The sequence below is a fragment of the Arcicella sp. BE140 genome (assembly GCF_031456255.1).
Taxonomy (GTDB): Bacteria; Bacteroidota; Bacteroidia; order Cytophagales; family Spirosomataceae; genus Arcicella; species Arcicella aquatica.
The window spans coordinates 89,996-113,545 of record NZ_JAVDUE010000005.1 but is presented as its reverse complement, the minus strand read 5'-3'; the positions used below and the strand labels follow the sequence as shown (position 1 = coordinate 113,545).

Annotated in this window: 12 protein-coding genes; 4 read left to right on the top strand and 8 right to left on the bottom strand. The window is 35.0% G+C overall.

Annotated elements, in window-relative coordinates:
* Positions 1-9 precede the first annotated feature (9 nt).
* The 7 genes from J2Y60_RS10005 to J2Y60_RS09975 form a co-directional block, all read right to left on the bottom strand.
* Positions 10-933 (bottom strand): glycoside hydrolase family 43 protein, encoded by a 924-nt coding sequence (locus J2Y60_RS10005; RefSeq protein ID WP_309917128.1) that lies wholly within the window; start codon positions 931-933, stop codon positions 10-12.
* Between the two features lie 7 nt (positions 934-940).
* Positions 941-2,350 carry a glycoside hydrolase family 140 protein gene (locus J2Y60_RS10000; protein ID WP_309917125.1) on the bottom strand — a complete coding sequence of 470 codons (1,410 nt, stop codon included), beginning with the start codon at positions 2,348-2,350 and terminating at the stop codon, positions 941-943.
* The gene (locus J2Y60_RS09995) at positions 2,347-5,493 is read right to left on the bottom strand and encodes a DUF6298 domain-containing protein (protein WP_309917122.1); all 3,147 of its coding nucleotides are present in this window, start codon (positions 5,491-5,493) and stop codon (positions 2,347-2,349) included. Before J2Y60_RS09995 ends, J2Y60_RS10000 begins: the two co-directional genes overlap by 4 nt.
* Before the next feature lie 474 nt (positions 5,494-5,967).
* A complete protein-coding gene (locus J2Y60_RS09990; protein ID WP_309917119.1) occupies positions 5,968-7,608 on the bottom strand; it encodes a polysaccharide lyase in 1,641 nt (546 codons plus the stop codon).
* A 315-nt stretch (positions 7,609-7,923) separates the two neighbouring features.
* Positions 7,924-9,783, bottom strand: a complete 1,860-nt coding sequence (locus J2Y60_RS09985; protein ID WP_309917117.1) for a RagB/SusD family nutrient uptake outer membrane protein — start codon at positions 9,781-9,783, stop codon at positions 7,924-7,926.
* Positions 9,784-9,858: 75 nt separating this feature from the next.
* On the bottom strand, positions 9,859-13,143 hold the full coding sequence (locus J2Y60_RS09980; RefSeq protein ID WP_309917113.1) for a TonB-dependent receptor: 3,285 nt from the start codon (positions 13,141-13,143) through the stop codon (positions 9,859-9,861).
* A 272-nt stretch (positions 13,144-13,415) separates the two neighbouring features.
* Positions 13,416-14,108 (bottom strand): DUF3826 domain-containing protein, encoded by a 693-nt coding sequence (locus J2Y60_RS09975; protein WP_309917111.1) that lies wholly within the window; start codon positions 14,106-14,108, stop codon positions 13,416-13,418.
* Between the two features lie 452 nt (positions 14,109-14,560).
* Here J2Y60_RS09975 and J2Y60_RS09970 point away from each other — a divergent pair, with 452 nt between their 5' ends.
* The 3 genes from J2Y60_RS09970 (at position 14,561) to J2Y60_RS09960 (ending at position 17,600) form a co-directional block, all read left to right on the top strand.
* Positions 14,561-15,430, top strand: a complete 870-nt coding sequence (locus tag J2Y60_RS09970; RefSeq protein ID WP_309917109.1) for an AraC family transcriptional regulator — start codon at positions 14,561-14,563, stop codon at positions 15,428-15,430.
* 366 nt (positions 15,431-15,796) lie between these two features.
* Positions 15,797-16,741 carry a ParA family protein gene (locus tag J2Y60_RS09965; protein ID WP_309917105.1) on the top strand — a complete coding sequence of 315 codons (945 nt, stop codon included), beginning with the start codon at positions 15,797-15,799 and terminating at the stop codon, positions 16,739-16,741.
* 1 nt (position 16,742) lies between these two features.
* Positions 16,743-17,600, top strand: coding sequence for a hypothetical protein (locus J2Y60_RS09960; protein WP_309917100.1), 858 nt, complete (start codon positions 16,743-16,745; stop codon positions 17,598-17,600).
* Positions 17,601-17,685: 85 nt separating this feature from the next.
* On the opposite strand, the gene J2Y60_RS09955 is transcribed toward J2Y60_RS09960, so the two are convergent.
* The gene (locus tag J2Y60_RS09955; protein ID WP_309917098.1) at positions 17,686-19,086 is read right to left on the bottom strand and encodes a replication initiation protein; all 1,401 of its coding nucleotides are present in this window, start codon (positions 19,084-19,086) and stop codon (positions 17,686-17,688) included.
* Positions 19,087-20,767: 1,681 nt separating this feature from the next.
* On the opposite strand from J2Y60_RS09955, the gene J2Y60_RS09950 reads away from it, so the two are divergent.
* A complete protein-coding gene (locus J2Y60_RS09950) occupies positions 20,768-23,530 on the top strand; it encodes a family 78 glycoside hydrolase catalytic domain (protein WP_309917095.1) in 2,763 nt (920 codons plus the stop codon).
* Positions 23,531-23,550 lie beyond the last annotated feature (20 nt).

Here is a 23,550-nt window from a genome sequence, read left to right as displayed (position 1 = left end):
TTTATCTGGCTATTGTTTGGTTGGCTGAACCTCTTTTTGTAATGATTTCAAAATGCTTTTTTTAACCTTAAAAATAGTTCCATGTTTATGTCCTTCAGGAACAGACGTCTGTGCTGATACTTCTGTAAAATTTTTAAAGTCACTCGTTTTCATCGAGCCATAGTTTTTATCATGATAAGAATCGTAATAAATCAACCAATCATTCCCTATTTTTTCTACGCTTGGTCCTTCTGTAAAATTCTTAGTAAAAGGTGCTGAAACATTGGTATAAGGACCAATAGCACTTTCGCCAAAGGCAACTTTTATATTTCTATTTGGACGAGTATTATCCTTTAAAACCAATACATAATCTTTTGCTTTCCGTTTTACAATCACCGCATCTATTACACTAAACTTTGGGTCAATTAATAATTTAGTCGGCGAGAAGTTTTTAAAGTCTGTCGTAGTAGTGTAATACATTCTATGGTTATTGTCTTCTGCTTCTTGGTCTTTTGGAAAACGAAATGGGATACACGAAGCCCAGATGATGATAAACTGTTTGGTTTCGTCATCATAAAATAATTCAGGAGCCCATACATTCACGGTAGTAGGTTCATGTTCCATGACTGGTATCATTTTTTGTTCAGACCAATGGATTAAATCCTTTGAACTAGCATAACCAAAGCCTTTATCTCCTTTCCAGCTACTCGTCCAAACTAAATGGAAAGTGCCATCTGGCCCTTGAACGATTGATGGGTCACGCATTACTTTTTGATTACCAATAGTAGGTTTCAAAAAAACATGGTTCATATCTGTCCATTTGTAGCCATCTTCGCTATAGAGGAATCGTAATCCATCAGTAGCAGGTTCATGAAATGAACTAAACATATATACATCTTTCGAGCAGGAACTCAAGCAAAGACTAAGCAACAATATTCCAACTATTTTTTTCATGAAAAACTTATTTTGAGTCTAGTACCAATACCCAATCATTTCCGTCTTTTGGTTCAGCAGGAGGATTAAAGGTTTGTTCACCTTTATTTTCAAATACTCCTATTGTTATGGATTTGCCATCTCGTGGACTATACCAAGACGCATTCACTTGGTCGCCTGCTATTTTACCCATGCTTACTTTAAAATTTCTGCCTGTATACGTATAGACTAAGACCGAATTTTTCGACTTTGTAGCCAATAGATAATTGTACCTTACTCCTTGATCAAGTATTAAACTCTGGTCTGGCACAAAATCAAAAAACTCTTTAGAAAGCATCAGATTTTTTAAATGAATCATTTGGCTTGAACCTAATGCCTTCATCCCAACCGACCATTTTTCTCTAGGTCCAAAAGAAGTAGAGGACGAAAATCCTTTATGCATTTGCATCACTTCATTTTGTCCATAAGTATAGCCAAAAGCCCCTGCCAAAACTGACCAATAGCCATATCTACGTACATCGTCGGCTGTCCATCTTGTAGCCAACGAGTCGTGTAACCCATGAGGAATTCCTTCATAAGATGGCTCACCGTCAATTGTTGGTTTAGTAGGTTTTAAGCGATAATCATCATTGATAAATTTCCAGTTATCTTCCCCAAAATGACGTGTTTCATTAGCAGAAGTATCTTGCTCATAAGATTTATGTCCCGACTGCACCATGTTGAAGTCTAGCCATTTTTCATTGTGAAACCAGTCCGACGAAGACGTTCTACCTCTTGGATGAAAAGTAATTAAATGTTTTTCATCAATGTCATTAATGGTTTTTCCAATGGTTTTCCAAACAGCCAAAGAATCACTTCCTTTAATATCACCACCATTCAGCCAAATAATATTCGACTGATTCTTGTAACGATTTGCTAAGAATGTAGCATATTTTTCGCCCTGCTTTTGTGAAACATGCCCCGCCTTTACATTACCACCCCAAACAGGTACTAATGCCATATAGATTCCTTTTTCTTCTGCTTTTTTAATTACAAAGTCGATATGGTCCCAAAAATCATATTGTTCAGCATTCGCAAAATCATTGCCCTCTGTCACTTTAGGATTAGCTACATCTTTTTTTACCAAGGCAGAATCACCATATACATTCACAGCCTCAACAGTATGTAACACCATTACTTGTATTACATTAAAGCCTTTTTGCTTTCTGTCTTCAAGATACATTTCGGTTTCTTCACGAGTCAATTTATTGAATAATAACCAGCCTGTATCTCCCAACCAAAAAAATGGTTTTTCATCTTTAGTAGCAATAAATCTTCCATTGGCAGATACTTTTAAGTCTGGCAATTCATTCCCCTCTTTAACAGTCTTACATGCTGACATAGCCATTAGACAACAAAAAACGATGATTAAACCTTTATGCATAGCATTGTATTTCATGATATTTTTCTGAGCCAAATCACCTCTGTTTCTGATGATTTATTTTTTAATTGAATAATCTTTCCTCCTTTTAGTTTTTCTTCCTCTTTGTTAATTTGTCCCGTTTTTGGATTAATATAACTTACTTTGAAGGTCGATTTTTGTTGGGTCAGGTCAAGCTTTATCACATTTTGAGGGTCATTATAAATGATAAACCCTTTCTCTGGATTTCCCAATGCCCATTGACTCGCTGTTTTGTCCAATAATTCAAAAGGCTTCATTAAGCTAGCATCTTGTAAAAATTGTGGATTCTCAACTACAGGGATATTTGCCAAAGAACCTCCTGCCATCAACACTGCCCAACCCATCACATCAAAACTATCTGCTGAATAGATGACGGCTTTCTCTGGAAATTTTTGTCTGTATTCATCTACGGCACGATATACTTGTTCAAATGAAGTCTTTTTAGGATTCAATAATCGAGCATGTTGACGAGGAGCTAAATTTTGTCCTCCCAAGGGTGCATAAGCATTGCCATTTGCCTGAAAATGCCAATAACGAATATCTATTAAATTAACAACTGGCGCTCTTTCATCATCAGCCAGTATCGCGTCTTGCACATCTTTGGTAGTACTTAACCCAACAATTACTTTTTTACCCGTCTCCTTTTCCCATTCTTTGATAACATCAATCCAGAACTGAACAAAATGTAGTGGGCCCGTATATTCAGCACCGATTAATTGAATCACACCAGTGTTATCTTTGAAATTATCAAGACATTTACGTATATACGCCCTATGGATTTCTCGACGAACAGGGTTTGAAACATCATAAAACTGTTCTGCCATAAAAATTCGCTTGTCGCCAGCATAAGGCACTGGTTCTGGGAAACCCGTATTATTAATATTGTTAGCTGGTCTCCACGGGAAATCGGCATAGTGTGCTCCTGCTTCAATGATATTGTGTTGGAAATAATTCTGATGAATCAGCAACAATCCTTTCTGGTCTGCTAAATCAGCATATTGTTTTAATCTGTTCCAATACCATTTATTATATTTTGTCAAGTCATATTTACTTAACCCATCATAAGCTGTTTCTTTACCGCTTCTAGCAAAAGGTAATTCATAAAAAGGTGGCCAAACATCACTATCAATTCTACGGATTCGCTCATGATCATCACGACGACGCTCATACCAAAGTCCGTAGTTATGGTCAATAGCTTTTATGTTATTGGTTTTCATCCAATCTGTTAACTCTTCCAGATTATCCGTCAACCCTTTTCCTGTTTGTCCTGGCACAAAACGAGTAATATGAGCTTTCGCATTTTCTAAACCATAAGGTCTAGCACTCCCCGACCACCAAGGCACTTCTTGCTTTCTCCCAACCACTAATTCTTTTCCACGTACCAGCCAACCATTTGTAATTTGTAAAGCCTCTGCTTTAGCTGGTACCGTAACTTTTTTAATCCCTATTTGGTCAATCGTTGGCACGCTTGCTTGAGTAGGGATTACTTCTCTATCTTTTGCTTGTGCTATAAATTCTTGAAGTGTTAATGCTGGATTTTTAGCCTGTTCAGTCAAAGCCATCGCAACTTCCACTTTGGGGCTACTAGATGCCTCTGATGGTATCGGTAGCAAAATAGCTCTATTATCTAATTTGCTACCGATACGGTCTTTTAGTTGTGCATAATATAAACTTCTAGGGTTAATATGCTCGTTAGACATATCCCAATAGCCATTTCCAGTAAATTGTGACCATGTACCAAAAGCCCAATTTTGTGCTGTTGGTGCTTGAAAACAATCGACTCTTGAAGCTGAACACTGCCATAAAACAGAATTGGCGGCAGTCCACCCTGCTCCTTGTCCATCTTGTCCACGATTGGCATAGCTTAGTGCTTGTCCATCAATATTTACTACATCGAACAAAACGCCCGAAGCCCAACTATCAATTGTCCCGCTAAAACTAAAAGGCAAATGTGCTTCGCATTGTACAAAAGCATTTGGTCCAGCGGCACAAAAACCAAGGGCATAATCATGATACCCAAATTCTGAATATAATCTTTGGAAGAGCGTCTGTTGACCAGTAGTAAAAAAAGTAAAACGACGCTGACCTCCGATTTCTGAAATCGGCGCTAGTGACTGACAATCTTCTACAGTAATACGTTTTCCTGTTTCTAAGACATTCACCGCCGAACCTGCAAAATGCTTGAACACTATTTGTCTAGCCCAAGCATCAGTAACATTTTCAAATGAAATTGCTCCCCAGCGATGGTCTTCATCCTTTGGATTATTTAAATCATAACTAGATACTAACCTGAGATTTTCTACGCCAACCTGTGCAATTCTGCCATTCCAACTATATTTTGAAAGATAAGCACCACCATAATTAGCATCCAAAGCAGTAGTGATTGGGGCATCTAACGTAATTTCATTATCATTAATGGCAACGATTGTTCTATCCCAGAAAATATCTCTTTGACCAGCTTTCCATCCTAAGGCAGTGACTCCCCCACCAAAATGGTCTGCACCTAATTTTTCAATCCATTCTTTTGTAGATGGTCTATGAAGCATTACTTTATCCCCAACCTTGAAATGACCATTTGCCTCAACCTTCACTTTCGATGAATTTACAGGAACATAAGTATCAATAATTTTTACAGCGGTCTCTAATACTTTATCGTTTTTCCCTGCAACAGTAATCAACGTTTCACGAATGTCTCCTTTCCCTAATATGGTTGTTTCGCCTTCTCCCATTCCACTCCCACGCAATACTATACCCGAAGTATGTATTCTTAAATTTCCTGATACTTCATAAATGCCTTTTTCTAATAGAATTACTCCTCTAAAACCATCTTTATTAGGTGTTAATGTAGCTACGTAATCAATAGCAGATTGTATTCTAACCGTTGCGTCTCCAGTTTTTACAGGAACAATAACTTTTATAGTTACATTAGGAATGGCTTCTTCCCCTGCCATGTAACCACAATATGAAAAATCAGGAATACGATTTCCTTGTTCGTCTGGTGTGTAACTCAACTTCGAATTTGCTTCGAGATAGACAGGTGGAAGAGGCTTAACAACTTTAGCTTTCTGGGCAGAAAGCTGGATACTGTTCAATAAAACAGCAAGGCATACAAATGTTATTTTCTTTATTAAACTCACCATATTCATTTGGTAATTTCCACCAATCAGTCCTTTTTAAATTCAACAACAATTAAGCACTTAAAGCTTATAATAATCATTTCATCCTTAAAGAATATCATTTATTTTATTTATTCTTTTGCTATTTCTATACTTCAACACAAAATTAGAAAGAATCAATCTCATGTATTTATATCATTTTCTCAAGCTATTATACAATATTATCAAATCCATCCAAGTGTAAGAACCCTACAAATCAGGTCAAAAATAAGGGCTATTGCTTTCCAAGTTCATCTTATATTCCCTATAATTTCTTTAAATATTTCAATATATACTGATTATCAGTATTTTATTATGGATTTATCAATATATAGTAAGAAGCGAAAAAACATCATCTGTATACTGTATTTTTGGGTAATTTCTTATAGGATTATTTAAAAAAAGTAAAAGGGAGACTGATTCATCAATCTCCCTTTTACTTTTAAAGTTTTTTTAATATTATGGTTTTACCGTTTTTAAAGCAACCACGCTATTTAAATATTCCTCAATGTTTGTATAACCATCTTTGTTTCTGTCTTTAGCTGCGTCAGAAGCATCTTTAGGATTTAATCCATTTTTTAGCTCCCAAGTATCTGGCATACCATCGTTATCCGAATCCTTGTATGCTACTCCTTTATATTCTGGATAGCCCCCAACTTGACTGATGTCAGTAATGATACCTTGCTTGTATGAATCAATTGGTAAACGACGGTGCTTAAATTGAGTTTCTGGTAATTTAACACCTTCTGTATACTTAATTTTTCCTGTACGAACTTGTTCAATCACACGAGTATCTACGGCGTCTCTGATAGGAAGGGTTGCTCCTGCGTTGGCTAATACATAATCACGTGCTTGTGTCGCAGGTAAGATAGTTAGTTTAGGCATTGGCAATGGACTATTCCATTTAATATCTGCTGTATATTTATCTGCATCGGCAAAATTCTCTACTTGCACCCCGCCGTCCCAGTTATCCTTGGTTACTCGATCATTACCTTCCATAATGTTTCCATGAACATAAGCACGACCAAACGTTAAGTAACCTAGTTTACTTCTACCAGATTCAGGCTTTAAAATACGATACCCAATAGGCGAATCTTTTGGCGTAAGTGGGCCTGGCTTGTAATAGTTATTGATAATATTATACATAGCACGGTAATCTCCACCATCTGTCGAACGGTGTACCCAGTTGAACATTACGTTGTTTACAAAATTGAAAATACCAAACCATCCGATTGATGGATTACGGCCAGCATTATCTGCCCAAAGGTTTCTCATAAACGTACAGTTTTCACCACCTAATGTACTTCCAAAAGCATGATTCCAAGTATCTAGTGCTTCAGAGAAAATTGAGTTTTGAATCGTAATGTTAACAGTAGGCAATTTATCTTCAATTTTACCTGTACTATCATTGTACATGTGACGATACATAGACATATTTTCATCTAAGCCCCAGCTTGCTGAAACGTGATCAATCATAATATTACCAATTGGATTTCCTCCGATTGAATCATCACGACGGCCAACATTGGTTTCTCCTCTTCTAAAACGCATAAAACGAATTACTACGTCGTGTGTATTAATCCAAACAGACTCACCCGCCACACAGACACCATCGCCTGGAGCTGTTTGACCAGCGATTGTGATATAAGGAGCACGAATAATCAAAGGTGTTTTTAAACGAATAATACCTGCCACATTAAAAACAACTGTTCTTGCACCACCTTGCTCGCAAGCTTCACGCAAAGAACCTGGGCCATTATCTTCCAGACTTGTTACGACATATACTTTTCCGCCACGGCCACCAAAAGAGTACGCTCCGCCACCTTCAGCACCAGGAAACGCAGGAATACTTGCTTGTGGTAAATCAATAGGACGAGCAGCCCAAGGAATATATGGTTTTCCTTCACGCGATTCTTTCTGAATAATAGGCAAAGCTTTTTGCCAAGCAATATCAGATTGTTTTCTACTTGCATTAAGTAACGAGTCGCTTTGTTTTTGGATATCGGCAGGAATTTGAGGATACTGAGCAAAAGCCGATTGCTGTAATGTTAGCAAAACCAATACTACTCGGAGTATTGTTGAGAAAGAAATCTTTTTCATCTGTGATTGTTAATAAATTTAGTATTGATAATCAGCTACAAACCTCTTTATATGACTATCAAAACCAAGCATGTTGAGTTTATGAAAACTTTCGCTAAACCAAAAATTATAATTAGCTAAAAAAGTATATTATTTCCAAAATTAGTACTAATTAATGATAATTATCTATAAAAAATTTTCAATTTACTGTATGATATTATCTCAATTCTATCCTGTTTTTTTATAAAATAATCAAGACAGAGCAGGACAAATATAACAAAAAATAAAGGCTTCGAATGAAGCCTTTATTTTAATATCAACAAGATTTAACCATAATTATTGTAGAGGGTCAAACGTTCCTCCCCAAGTATTATTTTGAATAATCAATGGGTTATTATTGATAGCAGCCTGTGGAATAGCAAAATAATAGTATTCTGGTTTCCAAGCAATTGCATTTCTAGTCATTAATGCATTTGGCGTTATCGTAACGGTAAAATAGTTGGTATAAATATCATCTAATTTTAAACCATCGCGAGTAGCAGCAAAATCTGATGGTACGCCTGTCGTTTTCAATGCAATCACTACTTTCGTTCCTTTAGTACCGTTCAACGTTTTTTCGATAAGTTTCCAACGTCTCAAATCCCAAAAACGTTTTCCTTCAAATGCAAACTCAATTTGTCTTTCATCTAAAATGGCAGTAAACATTTCAGCACGAGTCATATTTGCTTTCAAACCATATAAGCCATCAGTACCTGCTTCAATACCCGCTCTTGCTCGAATAGCCTTTAATTGAGTATAGGCCTCATCTAATCTACCTACACCTGTTGCAGCTTCTGCTAAATTCAACAACACCTCTGCAAAACGAATTTCCATCCAGTCAGTTCCTGAATAAATGGTGCTTGAAGCATCTAATGTAGAGCCTGCTACATCTGACGTTTGAAGGGCTTTTCTACAATAAAAACCAGTGTTACTACCATTGGTACCTCCATTTTCAACACTAACATACTTTTTCGCATTTGCATCATATTGTTGGTAAGTCCAAAGCCTATTATTTGTTACGTTAGTCATCGGCCAAGTAGAACCGTTGTAAGCAATTGTTTTTTCAAAACGAGGATCACGGTCTTTATAGAATAGTTGATCTGAATACGCATATTTCGTTGAAGCACCAGGCTTCTTACCATCTTTCATAGGATAGGCCTTTACTAAATCCCACGAAGGAATATTCGAACCACCGCCTGAACCAGTAGAATATTTTGGTCTAGTACTTGCTTCCCATCCATTATTTCTTTTTTGTTGATCTCCCTGAGATGTATTATAACCTGTGATAAATACAGCTTCTGAATTTCCAACACCTCCAGTAATTTCACTAAACCACATTTTACCATAATCTGCAAAAAGTTTTGAACCACTCGCCGTTAATATATCATAAGCTTGCTTATTAATATCATAAGCTGTTTGCCATTTAGATACTACATCATTTGGATTAAATTGAGGACTAGCAGCGTATAATAATACTCTACCTTTTAAAGCTGCCGCTGCGCCTTTTGTGATTCTCCCCCAGTTAGTTGCTGCACTCTGCCAAACTGTTGGTAAATATTTCATCGCTGTATCTAAGTCGGCTGCTATTCTATTATAACATTCAGTAGTCGTATTTCTAGGAATAAATGATGCATCACGTGCTTCTTGCCCTACAGCATCTTGAGGCGTTAATACTAACGGTACACCGCCATATAGTTTAACTAATTCAAAATAACGCCAAGCACGGAAAAAATATGCTTGAGCCAACAATCTGTTTTTAGCACCATTATCCATCAATTTATCATTTCCTAAATCGAAAATAAAAGAATTGATCGTCCTGATTTTTCCATAATTATTGTTTGCATTCAAGGCTGTTCCAAAATCCGAAACGTCTGCTTGAGTAAGTGTACCTTCTAAATATTTATTTTCAGAACTTCCTTGGTTATATGATTCTTCAGAATATACACTCCCACCAATACCACTTACGGCTGTTGGTCCACCCCAATCCGGTAAATTTTGGTTATAAACATAGTTTAATGCAATGTTGGCTAACACTGAGTCTCCTGCAATTAAATCTGGAGAGGCAGCTCCTAAATCTGTTTTATCTAACACACTCTCGCAACTTGCTAGAGCAAGCATTGAACAAAGTGCTGTATATAAAATATATTTCTTTTTCATTTTTCAGTAATAATTAAGTTTTCAATATAATTGATAAAAAATATATCAATTGTATAAGAAAAAATGTGTAACTAATTATAGATTCAAATTTAAACCTATTGAGAATGAACGCAATACAGGGTATACATCATAAGAACCTGAATACTGCTTATAAGTATAAGGATTGTATAGGTTCAATGGGTTTGTTGATGTTAAGTATACTCTTGCACCGTTAACATTCAACTTTCTAAGTAAATTAGCTGGCAATTCGTATGATACATTCAACGTTCTGATTGACATTTGGAATGAGCTAACAAACCAGAAATCTGAATCTAAGTTATTTTGACCTCTATAGTTTGGTGCAGGATACTTAGCATTTGGATTCTCTGGAGTCCAGTGGTCTGTTAAAATTGATGGTAAATTAGTAATTGCAGTTACCTGTGCTGAAGTTCCCCATCCTCTTGCACCAGATTCAAGAATATCTTGTCCACCAAATGAGCCCCCCATTGCTAACGAGAACGAGAGACGTTTATAACTCGTTGTAAAATTCATCCCAAAACCATAGTGATTATCTTTTTTATTCGTTAAGTATTGTCTGTCATTATCGTCAATTTTTCCATCTGGTTCAGCGTAAGAATATGAACCGTCTGGATTAGCTGTTGTACTTTTCGCACCACGAATATCTTCATAATACAACATACCCACTGCTGGTTTTGTACCATAAATGGTATAGTTAGGGTATTTTGCTAAAAGTGCATCTAAATCTGCTTGAGTTCTTATCATTCCTGCACTACGAAGACCAAGGAAGCCCATGTCTGTAGATTTTCCAGTTGGGTCTAGGTATGTACCAGTAAGCCCTTTGTCATAATCCACTTTAATTTGCTTGTTATCACTCCACGAGAAGAAGCCTCTTACCTTATATGACCAGTCTTTGTTGATTTTACTAGCCCATCCTAATGAAATTTCTGTACCGAAACCATCAATGGTAGCAAAGTTTTCAGAAGGAAGAGTCGCTCCAACTGATAAAGGAACAGACGACGCTAGCGTAACTAGCATATTGTAACGGTGATCATAAAATGCATCTAGTCCTAACGAAAGTCTATTGTTCAAGAAATTAGCATCAATACCTGCATTCAATTTAGTGTCACTATCCCATTGTACATCTGGGTTAGGAATAGCATTTTTTAAACGGAAGATTCCAGCACGGTCAAGGTTTCCACCAAATACAGGACCATTCCCTGTTTGGATGAGGTTATAACTTTTTAACCAGTTATATGCTCTGGTATTGTCCATACCAGTAAGACCTCCTGATAAACGCAATTTTAAGAAATCAACAAAGCGTACATTATTTTTAAAGAATGGTTCTTCTGAAATAACCCAACCTACAGAAAGTGAAGGAAAAGTACCCCAACGATTCTCAGGAGCAAAGTTGGTAGAAGCATCTCTACGAATTGCAAATTCAGCTAAATACTTACCTGCGTATGTGTAATTAACACGACCAGCAAATGATAATCTTCCAGATTCAGATTCAGATTCAGAAATTGTTCCTACACCCGCACCTGAGGCTGTTCCTCCTAAAGCATATCCAGCGTTATCTTGTGCACCATCTACTAAGTTATCCAAGTATGAAGTGATACCATCTGAATACGTCTCTGATTGTTCAAATAATGCTATTGCAGAAATAGTGTGTTTACCAAATGTACGGTCGTAGTTTAAATAACCGTTCAACTGATATACATCTGAGTAGTTTGGTGCGAAATAAATACGGTTACTGTTGCTAATTGAAGTAGTACTTTTTACACCCCCACCATAAATATGTTTGTTTGTTCCCAACATATTAAAGTTGTAAAGCGTATATTTTGTACCAAATTCTTTCCCGAAGTTATTATCAAATGTTCTATTGTAGGTAGCTTTTGCTTTTAATCCTTTGATAAATGGAATATCATATTCGATATAAGCGTTGATGTTCAACCCATTATTTTTTGCCAACAAATAGTTGTTTGATTTCTGAGCTTCAAAGAAGTGAAAGTTTTCACTCGTTGAACCACCACCCGTAGTATTCAAGGGAAGACCATCTACATAGGCTGGTCTGAAAGGTGCTGCATAAATTAACGATTTGTAATCCTTTTCATTATCAGAACCACCTTGTTTTAATAAATATCTTTTCTTTTCTGATAAGTCGCCTGACAAGCCTAAACCAACTCTTACATTTGAAGATACTTTAACGTCTGTACTTGCTCTGAATGTCCATCTATTAAAGTCAATTTTATCAAAATTACCATTTTGGTTGTTATAAGTAATACCAGCAAAATAGGTTGCTTTTTCTGTACCCCCACTAACATTCATTACGTGACGGCTAACTGTTGAAGCTTTCCATGCATCACTCAACCAATCTTGGCTATGTGTTTTGAAATAATCTAATTCATCTTGTGTATAAATTACTGAGTTATTATCTGTAGCTTTTTTTCCCGCAAGAAAGTTATAGTCATTTGTGTAGGTTGCAAGCTCATAACCATTCATCATGGTAGGCAATTTAGCATCCGACGTTCCATATGAAGTGCTATAAGAAAATCTCGGTGTACCAGTCTTTCCTCTTTTAGTAGTTACCACAACAACACCGTAAGCACCACGAGCACCATAGATAGCCGCGGCAGCATCTTTCAAAATAGAAATGTTCTCTACTTCTGATACATCTAGTACGTTAAAATCGTCTTCTGTACGAATTACATTGTCAATAACGTATAATGGACGTAATGAGCCTCCGTCTTTAGACAATAATATCGGATTTCGGATAGTAATTGAAGCATTATCACCTGGACGACTCGTTCCACCAGATACCCCTACTCCTGGTTGTTGACTTACTAAAGCAGCTGATAAACTTCCTACTGGTAAATCTTCAATAGCTTTCATATCAATTACTGCAACAGCTCCAGTCAAGTTTATTTTCTTTTGCTGTGCATAACCTACTACAACCACTTCATTTAATGCTGAAACATCATCTTCCATGGTTAAATTTATTTCTGAACGACCTTTAACTTCTACTTCTTGAGTTTTAAGACCAACCGAAGTAAATACTAATGTTTCATCCCCTTTAGGTAAATCTAAACGGTAGGCACCTGTTGCATCAGTTACAGCTCCTGTTTTACTTCCTTTCACTCTTACACTTACTCCCGGAATTGCTACTCCAGAAATATCCTTCACAATTCCTTTTACAGGAGTAGTTGCTTTAGAAATTACTGAAATTGATTGTGCCGAAGAAACGACCTCTTTATGTTTTGTTGCAAAGGATGTTCCTGAGAACAAAAGTAAAGCCAAAATCGGTGAGTAAGCCATCAATGACCTCTTTACCAAATTCGGCTGTGGTTGTAAAAATAATTCCATAATTACGTTGGATCTTAATTTTTAAAATGATAAGAATCACTTAATTGCTACTAAAGCGAGTGACTAACTAAATTTTATGTGGTTTTTTCACAAAATATTTATATTCAAAAAAAGGCAAAATTATAGCCCACCTGAATAAAAATATTACGCATCAAAATTAGGCTAATGAAAGCCTAATTTTGTATATAATTTTTTCAAGATATTATGAGATATTATCATGCACTATTTTTTCTATGATAATATTAAACATATTTTGCCTTTATATTGTACTACTAATTTTGCTTTGATGCCTTTGCAGCGGCTATTCGCTGTTCCCATTCTAAGCCTGCTTTTTTCATATCTATCCCTGCCGCTGATAAATAATTATTGATTCTACCTTTGTATTTTCCAAACCAAGCATGTTTTTTTTCTGACGATTCCGCATCCATCGCATGCTCACGAGCTTCTGTAAGATATGCTAATATCTGCGTCTTTTGCTCGTTAGTCAGATTTGGAAGCATCTCTTGATAACCTTTATATGTAATAGGTAAAACTCTATATGTCATGCCGTCTTTTACCATCTCCACTTGACTGGCTGAAAGCTCTTTAGATAATTTTTTTAGGTATTCTCCATGTAATTTATCCATTGCTACATTAGCTTCTGCCTCTGCTTGTTTTATATCAGCTTCACTTTTCACTTTATCATCTTTGGCTATTTCTTTGGCTAATTTTAGCTTCAAATTCCTAGCTTCATGTATTTGATTTAAATCACTGTATTGCTGACTGATAATATCTCTCACTCTGATGCTTGCGTCTGTATTCGTTAAACCAAGAGTAGCTACAATTTTAGTGGCTCGGTCAGTAATCATTTTTACATAATTAGCATCTTTTTGCTCTTTCGTCTGTACATCCTGAGCCCAAAGCATTGTTGGTGTTGAAATAATCAACATCACTAAAACCATCATTTTTCTTCCTATTCTTTCCATTTTAATATTTGATAAAGCTGTTGTTTTCTGTACTAATTTATCATCTCTATTTCTTGAAGATAAAAATCTATTTCTACACAGACTAATCCTAAAATTTTCAATTTTCTACCATCCATTCCAGTTATGCAGTAAGTATATATTCTACTTTCAATGCTTTTAGACATTACAGAGAAAATGCTATAATAAGTTTAAGCCTTCGTAATCATTATAATATATTATCTTTTAGAGAAATGGGATATTACTAGATTTGAATACAAATTTCATCAATCAAAAAGGACTTTTAGTGTAAATTTTTACCAACTTAGTATATGATATTGTCATAATTTAACTATGAATTATTATATTTGATGCTTTAAAGCATAATTTCAAGGAATTTTCGTTCTATTCCTTGTGCATTATAATAGTTCAACTCTTTATCAAAAAAATTATTTTAAATAAAATATATATTATAAATGAAGCCACTTTTTCATAAAGTTCCTGTAAAACCCGAAAGCTCATTCAGCATTCGTCATGATATAAGGCCGAACTTTGATACTATCTGGCATTATCACCCAGAAATCGAATTGCACTATATCATTAAGGGTGAGGGCGTTCGTTTTATTGGTGATAATATCAGCAACTTTTCTTATGGAGAAATCGTTCTTATTGGTGAAAACCTACCTCATACCTGGCGATGTAAGGAAGAATATTTTGAAAACAATCCCGACCTTTGTGTTGAGGCAATTGTCATTCATTTTTTACCAGATTGTTTAGGAAAATACTTATTGACTTTGCCAGAAGTCTATATGATTCCTAAATTATATGAGAAAGCAAAAAGTGGAATGGTGATTGGTGGAGAAGCACGCGAGAAAGTAGCGAAGTTGATGCTAGAAGTAACCAAGGCAAGTAATCTTGAAAGAATAATATTATTGTTATCTATTCTGAATATCCTTGCCGAAACAGATGATTATACTACCATTGCTACTGACCATAGTTTTTATCAGTCAAACGAATCGGATACTATTCGCTTGAATAAGGTGTGTACTTATACGTTATCAAACTATAAAAAAGATATTACACTAGAAGAAATTTCTGCTATTAGCAATCTTAGTGTTACATCGTTCTGCCGTTATTTTAAGTTGATGACTAAGAAAACTTATTATGACTTCCTCATTGAAATCAGGATAAGTCATGCTTGCAGGGCCTTGGTAGAAGATAAACTGCCCACGGAAGTCATTTGTTTTGATTGTGGTTTTAATAATGTTTCAAACTTTTACAGACACTTCAAAAAAGTAACTGGCATCACTCCGTTGGAATACAAAAGAAAATATTTAACTCAATAAGAAAAAACCAAAAAGTAAAGCAGTTTAATATGCTATCAATAAATACTGTTAAACTGCTTATTTTTAACAACTTACATCGTTTGCTCGTCAAATTTAAACACCTGAGAAGTCCATAAAAAAATAAAAGCATATCTTTGTTAAGAATTTCAGTCCTATGCATGAATTAATCGGCAATATAATACCTGCTTTATTTTACATCTCCCTCCTACTCTGCTTATTTTCTGCTTTATCCTAATCTCATTTTTTATCAGAATTACTATTTTCAATATTTCTTTTGATTTTTAGGTAAGTTTTTACCAAAATATTTTTGGATAAAAAAAGTTATTTTTACATTTACAAAAGATAATTTTTTATCCCTTCTAGCAAATGATTACACAAGAAAAAGTTGTTAAGTTTTTACGCTCAAAACAAGCACTTAACTTAACTCAAATTGAAAAAGAAGCTGGGATTCCTTCTAAAACCTTACATAAAGCACTCGCTGAACAGAAAGATATTCCGACAAAACATTTACCTGCCATCGACGAAGCCCTCAGACAATATGGTTATTCTGAAACAATGTTTGATAAAGCAACCGTTATCTCTATCGTAAATCATAAAGGTGGTGTTGGGAAAACTACTACAACTATCAATGTTGGGAAAGCATTAAGTTTACTTGGCAATAAAGTCTTGATGGTAGATATGGATTCACAAGGGAATTTATCCCAGTGTTTTGGGATTCATGAACCCCAAAGTCAGGTAATTGATGCTTTATTGAGCAATACAGAACTACCCGTTATTCCCATTACCGATAGTTTATTTTTAACTCCATCTGACATCAGAATGGCTTATAAAGAATCTGAATTAGCCAATGCTATTGGTGCTGACAGACGCCTTTCGTTGAAACTTGATGAAGTGAAAGAGTTTTTTGACTACATTTTAATTGATTGCCCGCCTAGTTTAGGCATTTGTACAACCTGTTCGTTAGTAGCTTCTAATTATTGCGTAGTACCCATTCAACCAGAAGCTAGTGCTTATCATGGTGTAGAAAGTTTATTTAACAGGATTGCTGAAGTGCGTGCTTATATTAATCCGACTCTAACGGTTAAAGGCATTGTATTTACGATGGTCCATAAAAATCAAAGTGTGCACAAAAGTATGATGACACACATTGAAGAAAAATTTAAAAGTTTTCACATTTACAACACTATTATTGAAGGCTCAACCGTGATTAAGCAGTCGCAAGTAGCCAAAGAAGATTTGTTTACTTATGCACCCAAATCTTCCTCTTGGCTTCAATATCACACTCTAGCAACAGAAATAATGGTCCTTTAATATGGCAAAAAAAGATTTTATGAATATTATGAAAGAGAAAACCAGCGACCTTCGCCCTTCTCTTTTATCATCAGAAGAAAATATAAAGAGTCAAATTGTAGTCCTTGATCAATTGCGTGATTTAATTCCGCCACTTACAGTAGATGAATTAAATCAATTAGAACTTAACATTCTAAAACATGGCGTAAAAGATCCGTTATCAATTTGGGAAACTACAGCAGCTATTGCTCAGATTGATGATAGCAATACGCCTGTATTTGTGTTGATTGATGGGCACAATAGGTATGACATTTGTAAGAAGAATCGTTTAGATTATCGTATCAATCTGTTGAAATTTGCTTCGTTAGATGAAGTGAAAGACTACATGATTGATTTCCAATTAGGACGCAGAAACTTAACACCTGAACAAGCTTCATATTTAAGAGGGCTTCGTTATCTTCAACAAAAATCAATGCGTGGTGGCGATAAGTTTTCTAATGAAGGACAACAGGATGTATCGATAGCATTGGCTACAGAATATGGTGTTAGTAGCAGAACGATTAAAAGAGACGGGGAGTTTGCATCTGGTTTAAATAAATTATCGACAGATTTAAAACAAGAAATTCTGACGGGAAAACAAAAACTACCAAAATCTACCATCAATGCTATTTCAAAACTAGAAACGACTAGTCCATTAGAAAGTATCGAAGAGATTAATAATCAATTATCAAAAATCAACCATCCTTCTCCAGAAAAGCAATTAAGCCCTCAAGTAGTTAAATTGCAAAGTGAAATTAGAGAAATTGCAAAAGGTAGCTTAAACAAAAGTGATTGCGAGTCTATTCTTAATAGAATTAATCAATTGTTAGATATTCTATAGCAAAGTGACACGTTGTCACTTTGGTTTCTTACCAATATGAGACCAATTAAAAAAACCAAAGTGACAGCGTGTCACTTTGGTTTTTTTATATCAATTGTACACCTAAACGATTGGCCGCTTTATCAAATTGGGCTTTTACAGCGACTATATCTGGAAATTCAGAAGACATAGCATTCATAACGCCCGCAAAGAATGAGGCATCATCAGAGAAATATTTTATAAAAGATTCATTAGATAATTTTTTCTCGCAATAATTCATGTAACTATTATAGTTCATTTGCCCAAGTAAACTCCCTTGTAATTTATTCAAAATTAATAAGTATAAACCTGGATTCGTCTGTAAAATTCTTAAGGCTACTTCTCTTTTAGCATTTGAATAAGAAATTTTCAGTTCTTCTCTCTTAGCTTCAATTTTTTCAACATCATTTTGCTTTTTTTGTACTTCTTTTTTCCGTTGGGTTTTCTTAAGCTCTTCGGCTTTGTCTAATGTCTTCTTTTCAAACAAAGTAGGATTTCGAACCATTTGATTCAAATACCCCCCGACGTTGATAATTTGCTTGCCTGATTTTACTTCCTTTAAAACATACTCAACCCCCAATAATATTTGTTCTTCTGGCACTTCCTTAACCCAATGTTCAACTGTTTTTAGCGTAATTCCATAGTCCTTGACTTTCGCAAAAATTTGCTCAACAATTGAAGGCTGTTCGTTTTCAATACTATCTTCAGAATCATTGTTTTTTATGATAGAGATAGTTTGAATATCATCGTTGATAATGATATTCTTTTTAATGATAAACTCTATACTTTCAACTTTCTTTCCATTTTTGATTTCTTGAAACTCAAAATATATTTCTGCATTTTGAGAAAGTTCTTTCCTTGCTTGTTCTATTACTTTTTTCTTGAAGTCAAAATAATTTTTATACCTAGCCGATAGCCCTAAAGTTGCTTTCAGTTCTTCGACATCAAACCTGAATTTGCCAAATCGTTCATACTCTTTACAGAATTCATAAAACCTCATGGCATATACGCTATCGAGCCTTAAAATATTACGAATATCTAATACCGTGAAATTCTCTTTAATTTGTAAGAGAAAGGGGTGGAGTGCCTGCGGAATTTCTAACGTAAAATATCCTTCGTCTTTATAATATACAAAAGCACTGATAAGGTTGGCATCAAAAGTGATTTTGTTGTTTGAGAAAAAAATACGTTTTTCTCTCATCTTCATTGCTTCCTTTTCTACGTGTGCGTAAATATTATTACTATTGATACCCGTAAGTCGCTGAAAATCTTTAACAGTTATTTTTATGATAGGAATTGAATCTTTGGCTTGATCAATACTGGCAATCATGTGCAAAAAGATTTTCATTTGAATGGCTGAAATATCAAATTTTGCATTGATAATTGGATTACCTTTGATTATTCTATAAGGATCGTTTGATATTGCATTGATTGCTTTGTCTCTTTTATCACTTTTCTCTTTGCTCATTCGCTTTCCAACAGTTTGAGATGAAAAATAGAATACACGACTTACAACTTTGTAGAGTCGTTTTACAAAAAAAACAGATAAATTTATAAAATCAAAATAAAACGACAACAAAAAAGAGATGGTCGTTTATCACGCCCCATAAAGGTCGTTATTGTAAACCCCATAAAAGTCGTGATATACCCCATAAAGGTCGTTGATACACCCCATAAAGGTCGTGACACACCCCATAAAAGTCGTTGATACACCCCATAAAAGTCGTTAATACACCCCATAAAGGTCGTTTTAATGGCACTCAACAAGCTCACTTTCAATCATTTATAAACCCTGAAAGACAAAAGAAAAGAAAGATAAAAGAAAGACAACAAAGAGTATTTGTTGGTGAATAATTCTTAATTTTTAAAATTTAAAAATAGCGAAAAAAAAAACGAAACCCATAAAAGTCGTTTCTAAGCGTGAATGTTGTAGAATATATTTTCAAACGTCCTATTAAGTGATATTATATTTTTCTTAAAAATTTAAAAATATGGCTGACCCCATAAAGGTCGTTATTGTAAAATTTTATGAGTCTAAAAGATAATTTATTTCAGCCCCATAAAAGTCGTTTTTTGAAAAGCCAATTTATTAAGGTTAAATTCTCATCTAAATAGTACTATTGCTAAAAAGATTTATCATAAGCTAAGTTTTCATAAGGATAAAATGTAAAAGATAGGAACAGGTTATACCCCATAAAAGTCGTTTTTGATGTTTAGCTAGTCTGATATTGTGTTGTATAAAAACTAATAGTAAAGCACCCCATAAAGGTCGTTTTAAGATTTAAATATGTGCTTATTCAAGGAATCGTAACAATTTAATGCATCTTTTCTTTTCAGCCCCATAAAAGTCGTTTTAAGTAATTAGGATTTTATTTTAATAGTAGGATAAATCGAATATTAAGTAAATCATCACCCCATAAAGGTCGTTTTTAATAGAAACTAAGACTGTCTTGCTGATAACATAGAAATACTTACCCCATAAAAGTCGTTTTAATATTTTAATAATGATATAGGAATGATAGCCCCATAAAAGTCGTTTTTGTTACCTATAGTGAATGAAGCAGAGGGTGGTAATAAAATGCTAAAAATAACAGGAACCAAAACTTTAAACTGTTTAAGCACTACTTACAATAATGAATCAAATCTCGGAAGAGCTAAATAAGTAACAGAAGCTGTGTGTGGTCTTCCAATTAGGGGATGAACAAGTTTACACCTAACTGTATCGATTGCACGTAAGCAATACAGTTACGATTAGTGCAGATGAATTAGTACAAGCGGGACTAAATTTTACCAATCTGTTTTTTGATAAAGCAAAATAAGTAATTGGAATACGTCTTTTATTATTCCGATGATTGATGGCATTTCATGCTGCAAATCATCGGAATTTTTATGTCCTTCCAAAAATTAATCTATATTTCGCTGCTGTTTAACTATTTTAGCACAATGCATACATTGTACAATTGAGCCTTTTCTTTTAAAGATAAAATTGTATAATACATTGAGAAAATGGTACAAATATGTATTTTTGGCTATTCTTAACTTTGTACGCTGACAGAACTATTCCAAGAAATTAACATAAATTTTGTTTTTTGAGATAGCCTGTCAACAAAAAAATCAGACATAGAGAAATGAAGAGAAATACATTTTGTATGAAAACAATTACGTTGTTGTTTTGTTGTTTACTTTCGTTGAATGCTATTGCTCAAACGCTACAAATCAGTAATTTACGTTGCGAGTATCGTTTGAACCCTCTTGGTGTACAAACTACTTCTCCAAAACTTAGTTGGCAAATACAATCTTCACAACGCAATGTCTTACAAAGTGCATATCAAATATTAGTGGCGGATAGCCCCGAGTCATTGGCTAAAAATCAAGGCAATGTTTGGGATTCTGGCAAAATCGTTTCAGACAACTCTATTCAAGTAAATTATCAAGGAAAGCCTTTGCTAGCTACGAAGACCTATTTCTGGAAGGTGAAAATTTGGGATAACAAAGCCCATATTTCTGGATGGAGTAAAGCTAATTTCTGGCAAATGGGTTTATTAAATAAAGCCGATTGGAGAGGTGCTCACTGGATTACCAACCAAAAATTAGCTGATACTTTGGTAAATAGTTTGCCAACTGATGGAAAAAAAGACAAAATACAAGGAAGTAATATTTTACCAATTTTCAGAAAAAGCTTCGCGATAACCAAAACTGTAAAAAAAGCGACGATGTTTATAGCAGGCTTAGGACATTTTGAAATGAGTTTGAATGGTAAAAAAGTAGGAGACCATTTTTTAGATGCAGGTTGGACTAAATACGACAAGCAAGCACAATATGTAACATTTGATTTAACCCAAGAGCTACAAAAAGGTGAGAATGTAGTAGGTGTAATGTTGGGAAATGGATTTTATTATATTCCCCCCGTAAAAGAACGTTATAGAAAACTGAAAGTGTCTTTTGGTTACCCAAAAATGATTTGCCGTTTAGCCTTAGAATATTCGGATGGTTCTGTCGCTACAATCGTGAGTGATAATACATGGAAGATGACAGCAAGTCCTATTACTTTTTCAAGTATTTATGGAGGAGAAAACTATAATGCAAATTTAGTACAAAAAGGATGGGATACGCCAACGTTTAATGACCAAACGTGGAAATCTGCCATGGTTGTAGAGGGAGATATTGAACTCACTTCACAAATGCAAGAACCTGTAAAAGTGTTTGATAACTTTTTACCGAAAAGTATCAAGAAACTTCCTTCTGGTAATTGGATATACGATTTAGCCCAAAATGCTTCCGGAATTATTCAGTTAAAAGTAAAAGGGAAAATGGGCGATACTGTTCGTGTTATTCCTGCCGAGTTGATAAAGGAAGATGGCTCTGCCAATCAAAAAGCCACAGGTAGTCCTTATTATTTTGAATATATCCTAAAAGGTGATGGTATTGAAACTTGGCAACCTCGATTTTCATATTATGGATTTAGGTACTTAGAAGTAAAAGGAGGCGTTCCAGAAGGACAAGAAAATACTGGTAATAAGCCAACAGTCATTGAATTGAAGGGATTACATATTAGAAATGCCGCCGAAACAGCTGGTGACTTTAGTAGCTCAAATGAATTGTTCAACAAGACCAATAAATTGATTGACTGGGGTATCAAGAGTAACATGGTTTCTGTATTTACTGATTGTCCGCATCGTGAAAAATTGGGCTGGTTAGAAGAACTCCATTTAATGGGGAGTTCAGTTCGATATAATTACAATATTCAAAATTTATTGAAAAAAGGCATCGAAGACATGAAAAACTCTCAGACTGCTGAGGGGCTAATTCCTGCCATTGCACCAGAGTATGTGAAATTTGAATGGGGTGGTAATGATATGTTCAGAGATTCGCCAGAATGGGGGAGTAGTGGTATTATTGTCCCGTGGTATTTGTATGAATGGTACGGAGAAAAAAACACATTGGAAGAAAATTACCCGATGATGCAACGCTATATAACCTACTTAGGCAAAAAAGCAAAAAATCATATCTTATCACAAGGACTAGGTGATTGGTATGACCTTGGTCCAAAGCCTCCTGGGGTATCACAACTAACTCCGATGGGCGTTACGGGAACGGCAACTTATTACTATGATTTAACAATCCTAGAGAAAATAGCGACTATTTTACATAAAACAGATGACGCTCAAACATATAAAAATTTAGCGATTGAAGTAAGAAAAGCCTTTAATGATACCTTCTTTAATAAGGCAACGAAGCAGTATGCTACTGGTAGCCAAACGGCTAATGCAATGGCTGTTTATATGCAGTTAGTTGATCCTGCCGATAAAGAGGCAGTAGTGGAAAACATGATTCAAGAAATTAAAAGTAGGAACAATAGCCTAAGTGCCGGCGATATTGGTTATCGCTATGTATTAAGGGTATTAGAAGATGCTGGGCGTTCAGATGTAATTTTTGACATGAACAATCGCTCTGATGTACCAGGCTATGGCTATCAATTAGCAAAGGGAGCTACTGCTCTGACAGAATCTTGGCAAGCACTGCCTTCGGTTTCTAATAATCACTTTATGTTGGGGCATTTAATGGAATGGTTCTATAGCGGACTATTAGGCATTAAGCAACCAGAAAATGGACATGCTTTTAAAAGTATTGAAATAAATCCACAAATCGTTGATGGACTTAGTTTTGCCAAAGGGCATTACGATTCCCCTTATGGTATCATTCGCACGGAATGGAATAAAACCAATAATTCTTTTGAATTAAAAGTCAGCATACCTGCCAATGCTTCTGCTATGATTTATTTACCATCAAAAAACACCTCAAACATTAAAGAAACCACTTCAATGAAAGGGATTGAGAAAATTGGATTTAGTAATGGGAAAACAATCTTGAAAGTAGGCTCAGGGAATTACCATTTTGTCGTCGAGAATTAATAAAGTTTTTAAAGCATAAA

Excerpts from the sequence above, each read along its gene's own strand:
- J2Y60_RS09960 (WP_309917100.1), top strand. The coding sequence starts at position 16,743 with ATGGCAAAAAAAGATTTTATGAATATTATGAAAGAGAAAACCAGCGAC.
- J2Y60_RS09950 (WP_309917095.1), top strand. The coding sequence starts at position 20,768 with ATGAAAACAATTACGTTGTTGTTTTGTTGTTTACTTTCGTTGAATGCT.
- J2Y60_RS09980 (WP_309917113.1), bottom strand. The coding sequence starts at position 13,143 with ATGGAATTATTTTTACAACCACAGCCGAATTTGGTAAAGAGGTCATTG.
- J2Y60_RS10005 (WP_309917128.1), bottom strand. The coding sequence starts at position 933 with ATGAAAAAAATAGTTGGAATATTGTTGCTTAGTCTTTGCTTGAGTTCC.
- J2Y60_RS10000 (WP_309917125.1), bottom strand. The coding sequence starts at position 2,350 with ATGAAATACAATGCTATGCATAAAGGTTTAATCATCGTTTTTTGTTGT.
- J2Y60_RS09970 (WP_309917109.1), top strand. The coding sequence starts at position 14,561 with ATGAAGCCACTTTTTCATAAAGTTCCTGTAAAACCCGAAAGCTCATTC.
- J2Y60_RS09995 (WP_309917122.1), bottom strand. The coding sequence starts at position 5,493 with ATGGTGAGTTTAATAAAGAAAATAACATTTGTATGCCTTGCTGTTTTA.
- J2Y60_RS09975 (WP_309917111.1), bottom strand. The coding sequence starts at position 14,108 with ATGGAAAGAATAGGAAGAAAAATGATGGTTTTAGTGATGTTGATTATT.
- J2Y60_RS09985 (WP_309917117.1), bottom strand. The coding sequence starts at position 9,783 with ATGAAAAAGAAATATATTTTATATACAGCACTTTGTTCAATGCTTGCT.
- J2Y60_RS09965 (WP_309917105.1), top strand. The coding sequence starts at position 15,797 with ATGATTACACAAGAAAAAGTTGTTAAGTTTTTACGCTCAAAACAAGCA.
- J2Y60_RS09990 (WP_309917119.1), bottom strand. The coding sequence starts at position 7,608 with ATGAAAAAGATTTCTTTCTCAACAATACTCCGAGTAGTATTGGTTTTG.
- J2Y60_RS09955 (WP_309917098.1), bottom strand. The coding sequence starts at position 19,086 with ATGAGCAAAGAGAAAAGTGATAAAAGAGACAAAGCAATCAATGCAATA.